Annotated in this window: 20 protein-coding genes; 14 read left to right on the forward strand and 6 right to left on the reverse strand. The window is 65.1% G+C overall.

Annotated elements, in window-relative coordinates:
* The first annotated feature begins 43 nt into the window (after positions 1-43).
* From IEV38_RS00615 to IEV38_RS00680, 14 genes are all read left to right on the forward strand, one after another.
* Positions 44-445, forward strand: a complete 402-nt coding sequence (locus tag IEV38_RS00615) for a Rid family detoxifying hydrolase (RefSeq protein WP_308633497.1) — start codon at positions 44-46, stop codon at positions 443-445.
* On the forward strand, positions 442-939 hold the full coding sequence (locus IEV38_RS00620; RefSeq protein WP_188394241.1) for an MOSC domain-containing protein: 498 nt from the start codon (positions 442-444) through the stop codon (positions 937-939). Before IEV38_RS00615 ends, IEV38_RS00620 begins: the two co-directional genes overlap by 4 nt.
* Before the next feature lie 25 nt (positions 940-964).
* Positions 965-1,909 (forward strand): PDR/VanB family oxidoreductase, encoded by a 945-nt coding sequence (locus IEV38_RS00625; RefSeq protein WP_188394242.1) that lies wholly within the window; start codon positions 965-967, stop codon positions 1,907-1,909.
* A gap of 345 nt (positions 1,910-2,254) precedes the next feature.
* Positions 2,255-2,866: a DUF2796 domain-containing protein gene (locus IEV38_RS00630; protein ID WP_188394243.1), complete on the forward strand. Its 612-nt coding sequence runs from the start codon at positions 2,255-2,257 to the stop codon at positions 2,864-2,866.
* Between the two features lie 3 nt (positions 2,867-2,869).
* A complete protein-coding gene (locus IEV38_RS00635) occupies positions 2,870-3,592 on the forward strand; it encodes an ABC transporter ATP-binding protein (protein WP_188394244.1) in 723 nt (240 codons plus the stop codon).
* 55 nt (positions 3,593-3,647) lie between these two features.
* Positions 3,648-4,913, forward strand: a complete 1,266-nt coding sequence (locus IEV38_RS00640; protein WP_188394245.1) for an ABC transporter permease — start codon at positions 3,648-3,650, stop codon at positions 4,911-4,913.
* A gap of 3 nt (positions 4,914-4,916) precedes the next feature.
* Positions 4,917-5,471, forward strand: a complete 555-nt coding sequence (locus IEV38_RS00645; protein ID WP_188394246.1) for a DUF3299 domain-containing protein — start codon at positions 4,917-4,919, stop codon at positions 5,469-5,471.
* A 283-nt stretch (positions 5,472-5,754) separates the two neighbouring features.
* Positions 5,755-6,303 (forward strand): DUF4142 domain-containing protein, encoded by a 549-nt coding sequence (locus tag IEV38_RS00650; RefSeq protein ID WP_188394247.1) that lies wholly within the window; start codon positions 5,755-5,757, stop codon positions 6,301-6,303.
* Between the two features lie 48 nt (positions 6,304-6,351).
* A complete protein-coding gene (gene nadE, locus IEV38_RS00655; RefSeq protein ID WP_188394248.1) occupies positions 6,352-7,197 on the forward strand; it encodes an NAD(+) synthase in 846 nt (281 codons plus the stop codon).
* A 100-nt stretch (positions 7,198-7,297) separates the two neighbouring features.
* Positions 7,298-7,822, forward strand: a complete 525-nt coding sequence (locus tag IEV38_RS00660) for a CinA family protein (RefSeq protein WP_188394249.1) — start codon at positions 7,298-7,300, stop codon at positions 7,820-7,822.
* Positions 7,823-7,832: 10 nt separating this feature from the next.
* On the forward strand, positions 7,833-8,207 hold the full coding sequence (locus tag IEV38_RS00665) for a low affinity iron permease family protein (protein WP_188394250.1): 375 nt from the start codon (positions 7,833-7,835) through the stop codon (positions 8,205-8,207).
* A gap of 168 nt (positions 8,208-8,375) precedes the next feature.
* A complete protein-coding gene (locus IEV38_RS00670; protein WP_188394251.1) occupies positions 8,376-9,536 on the forward strand; it encodes a zinc-dependent alcohol dehydrogenase in 1,161 nt (386 codons plus the stop codon).
* Positions 9,537-10,128: 592 nt separating this feature from the next.
* On the forward strand, positions 10,129-11,001 hold the full coding sequence (locus IEV38_RS00675) for a FapA family protein (protein ID WP_188394252.1): 873 nt from the start codon (positions 10,129-10,131) through the stop codon (positions 10,999-11,001).
* Between the two features lie 52 nt (positions 11,002-11,053).
* Positions 11,054-11,734 carry an N-acetyltransferase gene (locus IEV38_RS00680; RefSeq protein ID WP_188394253.1) on the forward strand — a complete coding sequence of 227 codons (681 nt, stop codon included), beginning with the start codon at positions 11,054-11,056 and terminating at the stop codon, positions 11,732-11,734.
* A gap of 12 nt (positions 11,735-11,746) precedes the next feature.
* Here IEV38_RS00680 and IEV38_RS00685 read toward each other — a convergent pair whose 3' ends face one another.
* The 6 genes from IEV38_RS00685 to IEV38_RS00710 all read right to left on the reverse strand — a co-directional run bounded on the left by IEV38_RS00685 (position 11,747) and on the right by IEV38_RS00710 (position 17,183).
* Positions 11,747-12,148 carry a YkvA family protein gene (locus IEV38_RS00685; protein ID WP_188394254.1) on the reverse strand — a complete coding sequence of 134 codons (402 nt, stop codon included), beginning with the start codon at positions 12,146-12,148 and terminating at the stop codon, positions 11,747-11,749.
* 151 nt (positions 12,149-12,299) lie between these two features.
* Positions 12,300-14,375: a family 2A encapsulin nanocompartment cargo protein cysteine desulfurase gene (locus tag IEV38_RS00690; protein ID WP_229728481.1), complete on the reverse strand. Its 2,076-nt coding sequence runs from the start codon at positions 14,373-14,375 to the stop codon at positions 12,300-12,302.
* Between the two features lie 9 nt (positions 14,376-14,384).
* On the reverse strand, positions 14,385-15,317 hold the full coding sequence (locus IEV38_RS00695; RefSeq protein ID WP_188394255.1) for a family 2A encapsulin nanocompartment shell protein: 933 nt from the start codon (positions 15,315-15,317) through the stop codon (positions 14,385-14,387).
* A 74-nt stretch (positions 15,318-15,391) separates the two neighbouring features.
* Positions 15,392-15,661 (reverse strand): helix-turn-helix domain-containing protein, encoded by a 270-nt coding sequence (locus tag IEV38_RS00700; RefSeq protein WP_188394256.1) that lies wholly within the window; start codon positions 15,659-15,661, stop codon positions 15,392-15,394.
* A gap of 8 nt (positions 15,662-15,669) precedes the next feature.
* Positions 15,670-16,656, reverse strand: coding sequence for a serine O-acetyltransferase EpsC (gene epsC, locus IEV38_RS00705; RefSeq protein ID WP_188394257.1), 987 nt, complete (start codon positions 16,654-16,656; stop codon positions 15,670-15,672).
* Positions 16,657-16,733: 77 nt separating this feature from the next.
* On the reverse strand, positions 16,734-17,183 hold the full coding sequence (locus IEV38_RS00710; protein WP_188394258.1) for a rhodanese-like domain-containing protein: 450 nt from the start codon (positions 17,181-17,183) through the stop codon (positions 16,734-16,736).
* Between the last annotated feature and the right edge of the window lie 90 nt (positions 17,184-17,273).

The raw sequence follows: 17,273 nt of genomic DNA on the forward strand, positions 1-17,273 counted from the left end.
CCTGTCCCCTTCCTCTTTTTTCACCCGACCTTCAGGAAAGAACATGAGCATCAAGAAAACCATCTCCACCCAGTCCGCACCACCGGCGGTCGGCCCCTATGCCCAAGGCACGCAGGCGCTTGGCCTGGCCTTCTGCTCCGGCCAGCTGCCGATCGATCCCGCCACCGGCGAAGTGCCGGCCGGCATCGAGGCGCAGACGCACCAGTCGCTTGCCAACGTGGCAGCCGTGCTGGCGGCTGCCGGCGCCAGCATGGGCAGCGTGCTGAAGACCACGGTATTCCTCAAGGACATGAAGGACTTTCCGGTCATGAACGGCATCTACGCAAGCTACTTTCCGGGCGAGCCGCCGGCGCGCTCCACCATCGAAGTGGCGCGCCTGCCGCGCGACGTGCTGGTTGAAGTCGAGGCCATCGCCCTGACCTGCGCCGACGGAGTCGCATCATGATCCAGTGGTCCGGAGGAAAACTGCTGCACATCCACATTGCGCCTTCGGCATCGTACGAGATGGAGGAATTGCAGCAGGCGGAACTGATCGCCGGCAAGGGCATCGTCGGCGACCGCTACTACAACGGTACCGGCACCTATTCGCCCAAGCCCGACGTGCGCGAGGTCACGCTGTTCGACATCGACGTGCTCGACGCCCTGGCGCGCAACGATCCGCCGCTGCAGAAGGAAGCCATCGTGCTGACGCCGGCCGACCACCGGCGCAACCTGACCGTGCAGGGCGTGCCGCTCAACCACCTGGTCGGCAAGCGCTTTCGCGTGGGCGAAGTCGTCCTGCGTGGCGGACGGCTCAACTTCCCGTGCAAATACCTCGAGGAACTGCTCGGCATGCCGCTCTACCTGCCGCTCTACAACCGCTCCGGCCTGAACTGCTGGATCGAGAGCGGCGGCATCATCCGTCCCGGCGACGCCGTCGAACCGCTGGACGACGCATAGGCAACACGCATAAAGGCTTCAAGAAATGACTGCACGCATCATCATGAAACTCGTCGTGGCCGACGTGACCATCGACACGCCCGGCACCCGCATCTATACGCTGCGCCACCCGATGCGCCCCACGCTGCCGCCACAGACACCGGGCGCGCACGTCGATGTGCGCCTGCCGGACGGCAAGGTGCGCCAATACTCGCTGTGCGGCGATCCGGGCGACAACACCAGCTACCGCATCGCGGTGCGTCGCGAAGACCAGGGACGCGGCGGCTCGCGCTGGCTGCACGAGAACGTGGCTGTCGGCACCGTGCTGCACGTCTCGGCACCGCGCAACAACTTCCCGCTGGCGGACAACGCCGAGCGACACATCTTCATCGCCGGCGGCATCGGCATCACGCCGTTTGCTTCCATGGTCATGACGGCACGGCGGACCGGTACGCCCTTCTCGCTCGAATACTGCGTGCGATCTGCAGCGGAAGCGCCGCTGCTTTCCACCTTGCGCCAGCTCTGCAACCCGGATGAACTGCGACTCTGGAGCAGCGAGGAAGGCTGCCGCTTCAGTGCCGCCGAACTCGGCCCGCCGATCGCCGGCAAGCACATCTACTGCTGCGGTCCCGGCCGGCTGGTTGACGCAGTGCGCGAGGCGACGGCATCGTGGCCCGAAGAACAGATCCACTTCGAAGTCTTTGCCGCCACGCTCGACGAGAACTTCAAGCCCGAACCGTTCGACATCCGCATCGCCTCCACCGGCGAAACCATCCGCGTGGCCGCCGACCAGTCGGCACTCGACGCGCTGCAGACGCATGGCTACAACATTGCCTCGTCCTGCCATCTGGGCGTATGCGGCTCCTGCGAATGCGGCTACAGCGACGGCCAGGTCATTCATCGCGACGCCGTGCTCGGCATCTCGGCGCGGCAGGACCGCATGATGCCGTGCGTTTCGCGCGCACGCGTTTCCGTCACGCTGGAACTGTAGGTCCCACGTCCGCCCGGCCTCGTCATCCTACGCCGGGCGGCGCACTTTCCTGGACGCCGGCATCGGCCCGTCGCATGACCGTCGAGGCATGCGACGGCGCCGCCGCCATCCACGCCCTCCATGCGGCGGCAATACAATCTCAATATGCAACAAAGTTGCGATTACGGTATAAGATAATGGTCCGCGCCGGCGGAATGCATGCCGGATTTGCACGGAACTCGGCACGCACATGCGGATCGGATACCTCGCAAGGATCGACGCTGCCGGATCGCCCGCGAGTCCTGTGCCATCCGGCGCATGCATGGCCCGCGCCGGCGGTTTCTTCCCCATACCAACGGACCAACGATGAACGCAGATTTCTTCTCTCCTTCCTTGCGCCGCCTGTCCCTTTCCATGGCACTGCTGTTTTCCGCTTCCTTCGCCGGCGCGCACGAGCAGCATACGCATACCCACGGACAGCTGACCATGGACGTGGCGATCGATGCAGGCACGATTGCGATTGCGGTGGAGTCGCCGCTCGACAACCTGCTCGGCTTCGAGCATGCGCCGCGCACGGCGGAAGAAAAGAAGAAGGTCGAGGAAGCACGCGCGGCGCTGAAGGCGGCCGATGCATTGTGGCTGCCGGACCCTGCCGCGCGCTGCACACTGCAGACCGTCGAGTTGCATTCGGACATCCTGGCGCCTGCCGCGCCATCGGACAAGGGCAAGAAAGCGGCACATCGTCATGCGCATGACCATGACGATGCACATGACCACGGTGCGCAGGACGGCCACGCCGACCTCGACGCCTCCATCGTCTTTGCGTGCGAGAAGCCGGAACTGGCGAAGTTCATCGACGTGAAGCTGTTCGAACGCTTCCCCAACATCCGCACGGTCCATGCGCAGATCGCGTCGCCGAGCGGCCAGTTCAAACGCGTGCTCGATCCGAAGTCCACGCGGCTGCGCTGGGGACGTTGAGCCATGTCCGGCGCCATCGTCCGTCTCGATCAGGTCCGCTTCGCATGGAGCAGGCAGGCCGAACCCCTGCTCGACATCGCCACGCTGCAGATCGATGCCGGCGAGTCGCTGTTCCTGCACGGCCCCAGCGGCTGCGGCAAGAGCACGCTGCTGTCGCTGATGGCGGGTGTGCTGACGGCAAGCTCGGGCAGCGTCACGGTCTGCGGCAAGGACTGGAAAGCCCTGGGTGAAGCCGCACGCGACCGTCACCGCGCAGACCATGTGGGTTACATCTTCCAGCAGTTCAACCTGTTGCCTTACCTGAGCGTGCTCGACAACGTGCTGCTGCCATGCCGGTTTTCCAAGCTGCGCCGCGCGCATGCGGAACGCGACAGCGGCGATATCCGTCACGATGCCGGACGCTGGCTGCGCGGCATGGGCCTGCCGGAGCCAATGTGGCAGCGCGCCGCGCGTGAATTATCGGTCGGCCAGCAGCAGCGCGTGGCCGCGGCACGCGCGCTGATCGGCAAACCCGCGCTGGTGATCGCGGACGAACCGACCTCGGCGCTCGACGAAGGCCGGCAGAACAGTTTTCTCGATCTGCTGCAGCAGGCCTGCCACGCCGCCGACAGCGCGCTGATCCTGGTCAGTCACGACCAGCGCATCGCCAGCCGCTTCGACCGCAACGCAAGCCTGCCGGAGCTCAATCACGCATACGTGCCGGCCGCGGATACCGCGCAGGCATGAGCGCCGTCGCGCCGCGATCTTCCATGAACCTTCTCTCTTTCTTGCACGCCGCCCCTTGAAAACCTTCCTGCTTTCCCTGGCCTGGCAGAGCGCGTGGAACCGCCGCTTCACGCTCGCGCTGACGATCTGCGCGATTGCCCTGTCGTCCTTCATGCTGCTCGGCGTGGAGCGCATACGCACCGATCTGCGCGACAGCTTCACCTCGGCCGTCTCGGGCGCGGACCTGGTGGTCGGCGCGCGCACCGGCTCGGTCCAGCTGCTGCTGTACTCGGTGTTCCACGTTGGCGCCGCCACCAACAACATCCGCTGGAGCAGCGTGCAGGAGATCGAACGCCAGCGCGGCGTGGCATGGGTGATCCCGCTGTCGCTGGGCGATTCGCATCGTGGCTTTCCGGTGCTCGGCACCTCGTCCGCCTACTTCGAGCATTTCCGCCACGGCGAACGCCAGGCCTTGAAGATCGCGCAGGGCAAGCCGTTCGACGATCTGTTCGATGCCGTCATCGGCGCCGACGTCGCGCAGCGCCTCGGCTACCGGCCCGGCGACCGCATCACGCTCGCGCACGGCAGCGGCGAGCTGAACCTGACCGAGCATGCGGACAAGCCGTTCACCATCAGCGGCGTACTGGCGCGTACCGGCACGCCGGTGGACCGCACCGTGCACATCAGCCTGGAAGCGATGGAAGCGCTGCACATCGACTGGCTCGGCGGCCTGCCGGTGCCCAACATGGGCGTCGATGCCGAGAAAGCGCGCCAGATGCAACTCGTGCCGCGCAACGTGACGGCGGCGCTGGTCGGCCTGGAAAATCGCGCTGCCGTGTTTTCGGTGCAGCGCGCAGTCAACCGCTTTTCCCAGGAACCGCTGATGGCGATCCTGCCGGGCGTCGCGCTCGACGAGCTGTGGGAAGTGATCGGTACCGGCGAGCGCGGCATGCTGTTGATGGCAGTGCTGACCAGCCTGGTCAGCATCGGCGGCCTGGTGTCCGTGATCCTGGCCGGCCTCAACGAGCGGCGGCGCGAATTGGCCGTGCTGCGCGCCATCGGCGCCACGCCGCGCCACATCGTCATGCTGCTGGCGTGGGAGGGATTCCTGATCGCGGCCGGCGGCGTGCTGCTCGGCGCGCTGGCGCTGGTCGCCGGCGGCCTGCTGCTGGGACCGTGGCTGCAGGCGACCTACGGCCTGACGCTGCACGTGCTGCAGCCGACCGCACTGCAGGCGATAATGGCGGCTGCCCTGCTGGCGACCGGCTGGCTGGCGAGCCTGCTGCCGGGCTGGCGCGCCTACCGGCTGTCGCTGGCGGACGGGCTTTCACCAAGGATCTGAACGATGTCGAACAACGATGTGAAATTTCCGCTGCGGCGGCGCCTGATGCTGGCCGGCCTGCTGGCGGCCGGCTCCGGCCTGGTCCATGCGCAGGAATACCCGGAAATCGACTGGGACGATCTGGTGCCCAAGGACTGGGATCCGTCCAAGCCGTTCAAGGGCATGGAGAAGGTCATGGAATTGCCGGACAGCGATCCCAAAGTGGCCGAGTTCTACGAGCGCATGCGCGAAGTCTGGGACAACGCACCGACGGTGGCCGCCATGAACGGCCGCCGCGTCAAGCTGCCGGGTTACCTGGTGCCGCTGGACCAGATCAAGGGCGGCGTGGTCGAATTCCTGCTGGTGCCGTACTTCGGCGCCTGCGTCCATCTGCCGCCGCCGCCTGCCAACCAGATCATCCAGGTCAAGACCCCCAAGCCAGTACCGCTGAACACCATGTCGGCGGTCTGGGTCAGCGGCACGCTGCAGGTGAAGCGCTCGGATTCGTCGATGGGCATCAGTGGCTACAGCATGGATGCGAAGAAGGTCGTCGAATACAAGATGCCCGCGGCTCGCTGACGCCCTTCCTTCACCCCCTTTCTCCCCTTCCTCCGGTGGCGGTCTGCCATGACCGCCTCGCCACCAATCCGCGCAATCGTTTCCTCATGGCAGCAGCCGGAGATGCCCTGCATCAATTCCGCTGCCGCATGCCTAGCTCGGCACCGCGCCTCTATCTGCTCCTCTCCTGCATTACCGGCGTCCTCCACACGAGGAAGCTGCCGGTTATGTACGCCGCCGAACTTAGCATTTCGCACCGACGCCTTAGCATCGATCCTCATCAAACCATTTTCAGGAGACGACCATGTATCCGATTCGCATGCACACCAAGATCGCCGTACTGGCCCTGCTGGCCGTCGGCACCATCGGCTTTGCCTGCGCCGCCGACAAGGCTGCCAAGGCATCGGCAACGTCCGCGGTCCACAACAACGACCGCAATCTCATGGAACAACTCGCCCAGGCCAACATCGCGGAGATCGAAGTCGCCAAGCTCGCACAAGACAAATCCACCGACCAGGACGTGAAGAACTTTGCACGCCAAATGCAGACCGACCATTCCAAGGCATTGCAGGAAGTCAATGCGCTCGCAAAGGCCAGGCAGGTCAAGCTACCCGTCACCGCCGATGACAAGCACAAGGCTGCGCTGACCAGACTCAAGGCGCTCGACGGCGCGCAGTTCGACAAGGAGTACATCGCGCAAGCGGGCGTGAGCGATCACAAGGAAGCCAAGGCGCTGGTCGGCAAGATCAGCAGCGAAGCCAGGGACCCGGACCTGAAGGCGCTGGCCGACAAGCTGGCTCCGACCATCCAGCACCATCTCGAGATGGCCGAGAAGCTGCACGCGCAGCGCTGATCTCCCTGCAGCCGGCCGGCTGCATCATTCAACACGGACAGGACAGGCATGACTGAACAGGAAGACATCATCACCCGGCTCGGCACGCAGAAGAACATTGACGTGGAGGCCGAGCGCGAACGCAGGATCCGTTTCCTGTGCGATCTGCTGATCGCGAACGGGCGCAGGAGTCTAGTACTGGGCATCAGCGGCGGCGTCGATTCGCTGGCCGCCGGCTATCTGTGCCAGCAGGCCGCACAGCGCGCGCGCAGCCAGGGCCACGACGCGCGCTTCATCGCCATGCGCCTGCCCTACGGCGTGCAGCGCGACGAAGCGGACGCGCAGCAGGCGCTCGCCTTCATCCGTCCCGACACCACGATGATGGTGGACATCCAACCCGCCAGCGACGGCATGCTGGCAGCGCTCAAGGCCGGCGGCACAAGCTTCCTCGACGCCGGCCACGAAGACTTCACCCTCGGCAACATCAAGGCGCGCCAGCGCATGATCGCGCAATACGCGGTCGCCGGCGCGACCTACGGACTGGTGATCGGCACCGATCAGGCGGCCGAAGCGCTGATGGGCTTCTTCACCAAGCATGGCGACGGCGCCTGCGATGCCGCGCCGCTGACCGGCCTCAACAAGCGCCAGGTGCGCGCCCTGGTCGCGGCCGCCGGCGCGCCGGACTCCCTCGTCTTCAAGGTGCCGACCGCCGACCTCGAAAGCCTGGTGCCGCTCAAGCCGGACGAACTGGCCTTTGGCGTGCGCTACGACGAGATCGACGATTTCCTGGAAGGCAAGCCGATCGATGTGGCGTCGCGCGACCGCATCCTCGCGCAGTACCGGCTGACGGCGCACAAGCGCGCACTGCCGGTGACGCCGCCACTGGTACCGGCGCCGATCGAAGTCCCTTCGTAACGCGTCATACGCTTTGCGATGATGCAGCAACGAACAACAGGAGTTACCGCAGGCGTCCGTTCGTAAAACGGCGCCGAAGACAATTGCACAGGAGGCCGGCATGAATCGGGACAGTCTGGACGGCGTAGTCAGCTATCTGGCGGAAGAAGGATTGAAGGTGGTGACGGCGGAATCCTGCACGGCGGGGCTGATCGCCTCCACTCTGGCCGAACCGCCGGGCTGCGGCGCGTGGCTGGACGCCGCCTTCGTCACCTATTCGGAAGAAGCGAAGATCGACTGCCTGGAAGTCGATGAAGCCATCATCGACACCTATGGACTGACCAGCGAAGAAGTCGCACGCGACATGGCGGAAGGCGCGCTGGCGCTCGCGCATGCCAACCTCGGCATCGCCACCACCGGCGTCGCCGGCCCCTCTGCCGGCAACGGCGAGGAGCCGGTCGGCACCGTGTGCATCGCCTGGTCCTTCAAGACCGCGGACGGCATCCACACCTTCACCGAAAAACTGAAATTCGATGGCTCGCGCAACGAAATCCGCGAGGAAGCCACGGTCTATGCGCTCGAAAACATCGAGCGCCAGCATCACAAGCTGCGTACCGTCGCCGGCCAGGAAGTGACGGAAGAATAAGGAGGCCATCATGCAGGATCTGTTTCGCCGCATTTCCACCGCGGCTGCCGATATGGTCGGTTCTTCGTGGACCTTCATCGTCGCCGTCGTCATCGTGCTCGCGTGGGCCGTCAGCGGTCCACTGTTCCATTTCTCCGACACCTGGCAACTGCTGATCAATACCGGCACCACCATCATCACCTTCCTCATGGTGTTCCTGATCCAGCATGCGCAGAACCGCGATGCCGAATGCACGCAACTGAAACTCGACGAGCTGATCCGCGCCGTCAAGGGTGCGCGCACCATGATGATCCGGCTCGAAGACCTGTCGGACGAAGACCTGAAGCGCCTGCGGCAGGAGTTCTCCGAATTGCACAAAGGGAATGACCTGATCGAAAAATCCTGAGCACAAGCCCACGCTTCTTGCGCGCTGTGCCATGGCTTACAGCGTGTGCGCTCCAATTTCGCCTGCCTTCCTTCGTTGTCTGACATGCATGCGCTCTGTTGTCCGATAGCGTGACCGAGCGCCCATCTCTAAAGTCGGTATCAGACAAAAAACCGACAAGGAGAAAGCATGCGCGCCCTCACCTATCAAGGCAGCAAGGATGTCCGTGTAGAAACCGTTCCCGATCCCGTCATCGAGCAGCCGGACGACATCATCCTGCGCGTCACCGCCACCGCGATCTGCGGCTCGGACCTGCACCTGTATCGCGGCAAGGTACCGACTGTCGAGGACGGCGACATCTTCGGACATGAATTCATGGGCATCGTTGAGGATGCGGGCAGCGCGGTGACGGCAGTCGCCAAGGGCGACCGCGTGGTCGTGCCTTTCGTCATCGCCTGCGGCAGTTGCTTCTTCTGTGCACTCGAGCAATATTCGGCATGCGAGACCACCAATCCCGGCCCCGGCGGCGCGCTCAACAAGAAAAAGATCAAACCGCCCGCCGCGCTGTTCGGCTTCAGCCGGCTTTACGGCGGCGTTCCCGGTGGACAGGCCGAATACGTGCGCGTGCCCAAGGCCAACGTCGGCCCGTTCAAGGTACCGACCTCGCTGGCCGACGAAAAGGTATTGTTCCTCAGCGACATCCTGCCGACCGGCTATCAGGCCGTGGTCAACGCCGGCGTCACGCGCGGCTCCACGGTGGCGATCTTCGGCGCCGGTCCGGTCGGCCTGATGAGTGCCGCCTGCGCACGCATGCTCGGTGCCGAAACCATCTTCATGGTTGACCACCATCCGTACCGTCTCGAGTTCGCGCGGCAGGCATACGGCGTGCACACCATCGACTTCGACGACGAAGACCCGGCCGAGATCATCATCGCCAACACCGGTTATCGCGGCGTGGATGCGGTGATCGACGCAGTCGGCTTCGAGGCCAAGGGCAGCGCGCTGGAAACGGTGCTGACCGACATCAAGCTCGAAGGCAGCAGCGGCGCAGCCCTGCGCCAATGCATCGCGGCCGTGCGGCGCGGCGGCGTCATCAGCGTGCCCGGCGTCTATACCGGCTTCATCCACGGCTTCCTGTTCGGCGACGCGTTCGACAAGGGCCTGACGATTCGCATGGGACAAACACACGTGCAGAAATTCATGCCCGAACTGCTGCAACTGATCGAGGAAGGCCGGCTGCATCCGGACGTCATCATCAGCCATCGCCTCAAGCTCGAGGATGCGGCCGAGGGCTATCGCATCTTCGACAAGAAGGAAGAGGATTGCCGCAAGGTAGTACTGACGCCCTGACACTTGACGCCTCATAGCGCACGAAAGCCCGCGCCGCGACACGGCCGCGGGCCATGGCATGAACCAGTGAAGCGGGTGAGGCGCACGGCCGCCGGTTTGACCTGCGCGCCACAATCGCCTACACTTCGGGCCATGCCAACGTTTGTTCCTTCCTTTGTCACGTCTGCCATCAAGCTGTCGCCTGCGACCGGCCTGTGCGCGCACGTGCGCAAATCGATGGGCATCCGCCATGCCCTCCAACCGGCAGCAGATTCCTGAGCCCGGCGATACTCCTCCCCTTTTTCATAGCGCACCACATCCATCGCCGGGCTTAAGCCAGGCGCGATAGCGGCCGGCCGTTCGCGGTTCCGGCTGCGCTTCGGGATACTTTCATGTTTTCGACCATCACTCGCGGCAGGCTTGCGCCTGTCCGGAGCGGGCACGTCCATCGGCCCGGCTCCACCGCCTTCTCCTATCGTCGTCTCTTCGATGCGCATGCCGCGTGCGCGGAGCGTGGCGAATCGCGCCACCCGTCCTCTACCGCGCACGCGGGCCTGCTTCCGGAACGCAGTGGCAAGGCCCTGGACATGATCTTCCCGACGGGAGCATCGCCATGGACCTGACCCGTAACTTCATCAAGAACAAGCGGCCGTGCGCCGAAGGCTTTCGCTGGTTCCTGCGCCATCACGCGCAGGGCAGCGACTACCAGCCGCTGCTCGACGCATTGGTCGAGGATGGTCGCATCGACGATGCCTGCTGGCTGCTCGACCAGTTCGGCCCGACCGATGCGGTGCTGCAGGTGGATGCCATCGATGCCGAGGCCATCGTCTTCGCCGGCACGCTGGAAGTGCGCGGCAGCATCGAGGTCGGCAGCGTGCTGCGCGCCGGACGTGCGATCCGCAGCGGCGGCGGCATACGCGCGGGCCGAGCGATCACGGCCGGCGAGGACATTCGCGCCGGCGACGGCATTCGTTCCGAAGGCACACTGACGGCCGGCGGCGACATCCGCTCCGGCTGGAGCATCGAGGTGCAGGACAAGCTGCGCTGCGACGGCGAATTGCGCGTCGAACGCGCGCTGTTCTGCGGCGATGCGCTGACCGTCGGCAACGGCATCACTGTCGGCCAGGACGTGATCGTCACCGGCGAACTGCGCTGCGAGCGCAGCCTGCGCGCGGGCGGCAGTGTGACCGGTCACGACAGCATCCGCATAGGCCAGGGTCTCGACACCGGTGCCGGGATCGCATGCGCGCGCCATCTGGAGGCCGGCTGGGGCATACGCTGTGGCGAATCGATAGATGCCGGCGGCAGCATCAAGGCCGGGGAAAGCCTGCTGGCGCACGAGGACATCGTGGCCGGAGAAGGCTATGGCATCTATGCAGGATTGATCGTTCAGTTCGAGGCCTGGGAAGCGAGCGCGCGAGTGTGCGCCCGTTCCAAACCCGCGCGCCTGATGAGCGGCTGGTGGGCCGGCAGCACGCCGGTCTGATGCGCACGCACGCATTCACACCCGTCTCTTCATCATCCGCCGAGGAATTCCCATGCACGCCCTGTCCGCCCCTTTTCCGTTTTTCTCCTTCGCGTTGCGCCCGCTCGCGCTGCGCATCGACGTCCTGCTGCCGCCGGCCGAAGTCGAGCGGGAGCTCGAGATGCTCTACCGCCGCCTCAAGCGTCCCGGCGACCTGCTGTACGATCTGCCGACTATCGAGATCGACGCGCCGTTTCCCGGACTCGTGTTCCGCTACCGCGAATCCGATGGCGAGTATTACGTCTATGCCGAAGACACACTGCGCGGCCGCCTGGCCGGCTACACCGTCTTCAAGCGCATGGTCGAACTCAACCGGCGCCAGGACCGCTACCTGCGTTCCACGCACTCGAAATACGCCACGGCCTACCAGCGCCGCGGCATCGCCAGTGCCGTCTATCGCTGGTGGCTGGATGCCGGGCGCTGCCTGATCTCGGGCGCGCGGCAATCGGCCGGTGCGCATGCGCTGTGGCGCAAGCTGGGCAACAGCTACGGCCTGATCTTCGTGGATTTGCGCGAAAAACGCCTGCGCCATCTTGGCAACGACGTCAGCGAGCGCGTATTCGGGGAACTGCAGACGCGCATGATCCTGACCGGCGCCACCTGGGACGTGGCGCGCCTGTGCAAGATGGTGGAGATGGAAACGGGACCGATGGAAGAACTCGTTGAAGCGCGCGCGATGCGCCGGCTCGGCTAGAACTTCCGGCGCTTACGCCGCCAGCCAAGGTCCTATCCACGCGCGCCATACGGCCACGATGATCGCGATCCAGATCGCCACGATCACCGCACCGCCGACCCAGCTGACGACCTTGTGCTTCTTGTCGCGTATCCACTGTTCGGCGCGCGTCCTGCATTCGTCGAGCACGCGCGACGGAATCAGCTTCAGCACGACCCAGATCAGCGCAGGCAGGATCACCAGGTCGTCCAGCATGCCCAGTATCGGGATGAAATCGGGAATCAGGTCGATCGGGCTCAGAGCATAGGCGACCGCCACGAAGCCGAGCGCCTTGGCATACCACGGCACGCCCGGATGACGTACCGCGAACCACAGCGTCAGGCCGTCGCGCCTGACGATCCTGGCCCAGCCGCCGATGCGTGCGAGTAATGCCATGGCTTTCCTTTCCGCTGCGGGAATGGCGCGTTGACGATGAAACGCGCGTTGAAAACCGCAGTATGCAGGAGCCGCGACAGAAACGCATCGCTTTCGCCACGCATAAAAAACGCCATGCACAGGCATGGCGTTCATGAGAGGAAAAACGAGACTACCGCGCCGACAAGGCACGCTGCCCGGCCAGCCGCTGCACCACCGCCACCAGCCGGTCGATCTCGTCGAAGGTGTTGTAGAACGCCAGTGAAGGCCGCACCGTGGTTTCGACGCCGAAGCGGCGCAGGATCGGCTGCGCGCAATGGTGGCCGGTACGTACCGCGATGCCTTCCTCGTTGAGCGCCTTGCCGACTTCTTCCGTCGAATAGCCGTCGAGCACGAAGGACATCACGCTGGCCTTGTCGGCGGCGGTGCCGATCAGGCGCACGCCCTTGATCGCGGCCAGGTGCTGCATGCCGTAAACCAACAGCTCGTGCTCGTAGCGCGCGATGTTCTCGATGCCGATGCGGTTGACGTAATCGATCGCGGCACCGAGGCCGACCGCGTCCGCAATATTGCCGGTACCGGCCTCGAACTTGTTCGGAATCGGCTGGAACACGGTTTTCTCGAAAGTCACGTCGGCGATCATGTTGCCGCCTCCCTGCCACGGAGGCATGTCTTCCAGCACCTCGCGCCTGCCCCACAACGCGCCGATGCCGGTCGGGCCGAACACCTTGTGGCCCGAGAACACGAAGAAGTCGGCGCCGATATCCTGCACATCGACGCGCATGTGCGAAACCGACTGCGCGCCATCGACCAATGCCTTTGCGCCTGCACGATGCGCAAGCTCGACGATCTCCTTGACCGGCACCACGGTGCCGAGCGCGTTCGACACCTGCGTGACGGACACGATCTTCGTACGGTCGTTGAGCAGCTTGCGGTATTCGTCGAGCAATACCTGCCCCGAATCGTCCACCGGGATCACGCGCAGCTTCGCGCCCTTGGCGGCCACGAGTTGCTGCCACGGCACGATGTTGGCGTGATGCTCGAGGTTGGAGACGATGATCTCGTCGCCCTCGCCCACGTGCTGCGCGCCCCAGCTTTTTGCGACCAGGTTGATCGCCTCGGTTGTGCCGCGCACGAAGATGACCTCGTTGACGTCCGGCGCATTGATGAAGTTCTTCACGCGCTGCCGCGCACCTTCGTAGGCATCGGTCGCGCGCGCTGCCAGTTCATGAGCGGCGCGGTGAATGTTCGAATTCTCGTGCTCGTAGAAAGCGCTGATGCGGTCGATCACCGCCTTCGGCTTGTGCGTGGTCGCGGCATTGTCGAACCAGACGAGCTGGCGGCCGTTGACGCGCTCGGCCAGCACCGGAAAGTCGCGCCGCACCGCATGTACATCGAATGCCGGATGGCGGCTGTGATCGGCCGGCGGCACCGCACCATGCGGATGCGGCTTGGCCGGCGTGACGGTGCCGCTGGGCAGCACCACCGAATCGACGAAGTAATACCTGGGCTCGCTCGATGGTGTCGCCGATGCCCTGGCAGCGGCCGTATCCGGCGAAGCACCCAGCAGTTCGCGCACGTCGCTGCCACCTGCCTGCGCAAACGGCTGACTCGCGAGCTGGTCGAGAATATCGCCGCCGGCCAGCGCACTGCCCGTGTCGTGGCGCGAGGGCGAGGATTGCGCATGCTGCAAAAAGTAGTACGGCGATGCGGCATGGGTGGCAGCGGAATCGGGTACCGCGACGGCCGACGGGCTTGGCACATGTGCCTGCGGCACGCCCTGTACCGCACTGCCGAAGCGCGGCTCGTAAGCCGGCAAGGCGGTGAGTACGGTATCCGGCACGCCATTGGGTGCCAGCGCGTGCGGCAGCAGCGACGGTGCGCTGTTGGCAAGCGATGGCAGCGGCGTCGGCGAAGCCGGTATCAGGTTGGTGCCGGGCAGCACGCCTTGCGGGATCGCCGTGCCGGGTACGGACGGGCCGAAGCCGGCCGGACTCGCAAGCGGCGAACCCGGCGGCGCGATGTTGACCGGCGACTGCACGCCGGGCAGCGGCGACACCTGGCCGATGCCGGGCACCGACGCCGGCGGCGTGTGCGGTACGCCGGCCGGGCTGGCCGCAGCTACCGCGCCGCCATCGCCGGGCAGGGCCGCGAACAGCGCATTGACCATCTGCGACAGCAGCTCCGGAGCGATGGGCGCGCCCTGCACCGGCGGCAGGTCGCCGTGCGAAGGATGAGGTGTGCTCATGGGCGCGGCCTATCGGTAGGTGTCCGGATAGTCGTGGTACTTGTTGACTTCGACATCGTCGAGCACGGCCAGCGCGTCGGGCGTCAGCACCGCGAGCGAGCAATACAGCGAGATCAGGTAGGAGGCGATCGCCTGGTTGTTGATGCCCATGAAGCGCACCGACAGGCCCGGACTCTGCTCGCCTGCCAGGCCCGGCTGGTAGAGGCCGACCACGCCCTGGCGCTTGTCGCCCACGCGCAGCAGGATGATCTTGCTCTTGCCGTCGGCCACCGGAACCTTGTTGGACGGGATCAGCGGAATGCCGCGCCAGGTGATGAACTGCGAACCGAACAGGCTGACCGTCGGCGGCGGCGTGCCGCGGCGCGTCGCTTCACGGCCGAAGGCGGCGATCGCGAGCGGATGCGCGAGGAAGAAGGCCGGCTCCTTCCAGACGCGAGTCAGCAGTTCGTCGAGATCGTCGGGTGTCGGCGCGCCGGTCAGCGGGAAGATGCGCTGCTCTTCGTCCACCTGCGCCAGCAGGCCGTAGTCCGGGTTGTTGATGAGTTCGCTTTCCTGGTTTTCCTTGATGGTCTCGATCGTCAGGCGCAGCTGTTCCTTGATCTGGTCGTGCGGGCTGCTGTAGAGATCGGAAATGCGCGTGTGCACGTCGAGCACGGTGGAGACCGCGTTCAGGTAGTGCTCGCGCGGATTTTCCTCGTAGTCTACGAAGGTGCGCGGCAGTTGATTCTCTTCTTCGCGCGATGTGCAGGTGACCTTGATCGACTCCGGATTGCGCACCTGGTTGACGCGATAAATGCCGGCTTCGACCGGCACCCATTGCAGCAGATGCGTAAGCCAGCGCGGCGTGATGATCGACAGCTGCGGGACGGTCTTGGTTGCGTTGGCTAGCTGGCGCGCTGCGTTGTCGCCGAGCGCCGATTGCGTGGGAGCGGTCTTTGCCATGGAATTTCCGTATCAATAAAGAAAATGAAAAGGACAACGAATCGGGTGGAGTGTGGTCGCCCGCGCCAGCGCTTTCAACAGGCTATAGCCGCCAAGTTGAGGTTATAGACAGCCTGCAGGCCGCGCAGCTTTTCGCAATGCACGAGCAGGTCGGATATCTTCAGTCCCATCGCCACCGCGATCTTTTCCAGCGTGACCAGCGACGGCACCGCATTGCCGCGCTCGACGTCGCCGACGTACGAGCGATTCAGATGCGCCTTTTCCGCCAGCACCTCCTGCGACCAGCCGCGCGCCTCGCGCAGCTGACGCACGGTCAGCCCGAAACTCGTGCACAGTTTCTCCATGGCCGACCTCAGAGCGAAGCGGCCGCAGGATCGCCGCGTCCCTGCTGCGAGGTTGCCTGCGTGACGTTGCTGCCGGGCGGCACGTCGGCCGTGATCCATGTGTTGCCGCCGATGACCGCACCGCGGCCGATGGTGACGCGGCCCAGCACCGTGGCGCCGGCATAGATGACGACGTCGTCCTCCACCAGCGGATGACGCGGCAAGCCCTTCTGCAAGGTGCCGTCGGCTTCGCGCGGGAAGCGCTTGGCACCGAGCGTGACGGCCTGGTAGATGCGCACGCGCTGGCCGATCACGCAGGTCTCGCCGATCACCGCGCCGGTGCCGTGGTCGATGAAGAAACCGGCGCCGATGGTGGCACCCGGATGGATGTCGATGCCGGTCTCGCCATGCGCGAGCTCGGCCACGATGCGCGCCAGCAGCGGCACGCCGAGCAGATAGAGGCGATGGGCGACGCGATGATGGATCATCGCCAGGATGCCCGGATAGCAGAGCAGCACTTCATCGACGCTGCGCGCGGCCGGATCGCCCTGGTAGGCAGCGGTGACGTCGCTGTCGAGCAGGCTGCGTATCGTCGGCAGCGAACGCGAGAAGTCGCGCACGATGCGCACCGCCAGTTCATCGACGCCGGTCAGCGCTGCGCGCTGCTGGCGCGCCGCGTAGTTCAGTTCGAGCCGCACCTGCGCCAGCAGCGAATGCAGCACCGAATCCAGCGTGTGGCCAACGTAGAAGTCCTCGCTTTCCTGGCGCAGCTCGAGCGGCCCGAGCCGCATCGGAAACAGCGCGCCACGCAGGTCGGCCATGATTGCCGACAGCGCCGCATGCGACGGCAGCTCGCGTCCGCCGGGTTCGGTGGAGCGATGCTGCGCCTCGCGCCAGCGTTGCCGCACTTCGGCCAGTTCGCGCACGACACGGTCGATCTCGAACAGACCGCCGGTGCGTGATTCGATGTCGATGGAGGGAGATGTTTCTGCGGGATGCGGCAAGACCTGGCTCATGCTGTTCTATCGTGGAAGCGGAGGGAGAAGTACAACGCGATGCGCGCTGCAATGTGCGCTGCGTCGTGCGATGTCGTTCAGTCCTGCACCCACGGCAGGTCGTGGTAGCGCCAGCCGTCGCGGCGGCCGCGATGCTGGCTGTCGTCGAGTTCGCCCTCGAAGCCTTCGAGCACATTGAACACTTCGGTGAAGCCAGCCTTGATCGCGGCTTCGGCAGCCAGCGTTGAGCGCTTGCCGCTGCGGCACAGCAGCAGGATGGTCTTGTCGCGGCCGACCTTGTTCTCGAGCTCGCGCACGAAGCGCGGGTTGCGCGTCAGGCTGGTGCCGGTTGCCCATGGCACGTGCACGCTGTCCGGCACGTAGCCGACGAAGGCACGTTCTTCCGCCGTGCGCACATCCACCAGTACCGCCTGACCGCTGGAGAAAAGAGACCACGCTTGCGACGGCGTCACGCCATCCTTGGACGGCGGCGGCAGCGTCGCTTCTGCCGAAACGGCCGGGCCGGGATTGCGAAATGGTGCGTTCATGTGCTGCTCCTTGATGTCGATAGCCGACGACGATGCGCCGTGGAATGAAAAAAAGAATATAAGAAAGCCCAAGCGCAAGAAACGAATAAA

It is taken from the genome of Oxalicibacterium flavum, assembly GCF_014635065.1.
Lineage (GTDB): Bacteria > Pseudomonadota > Gammaproteobacteria > Burkholderiales > Burkholderiaceae_D > Oxalicibacterium > Oxalicibacterium flavum.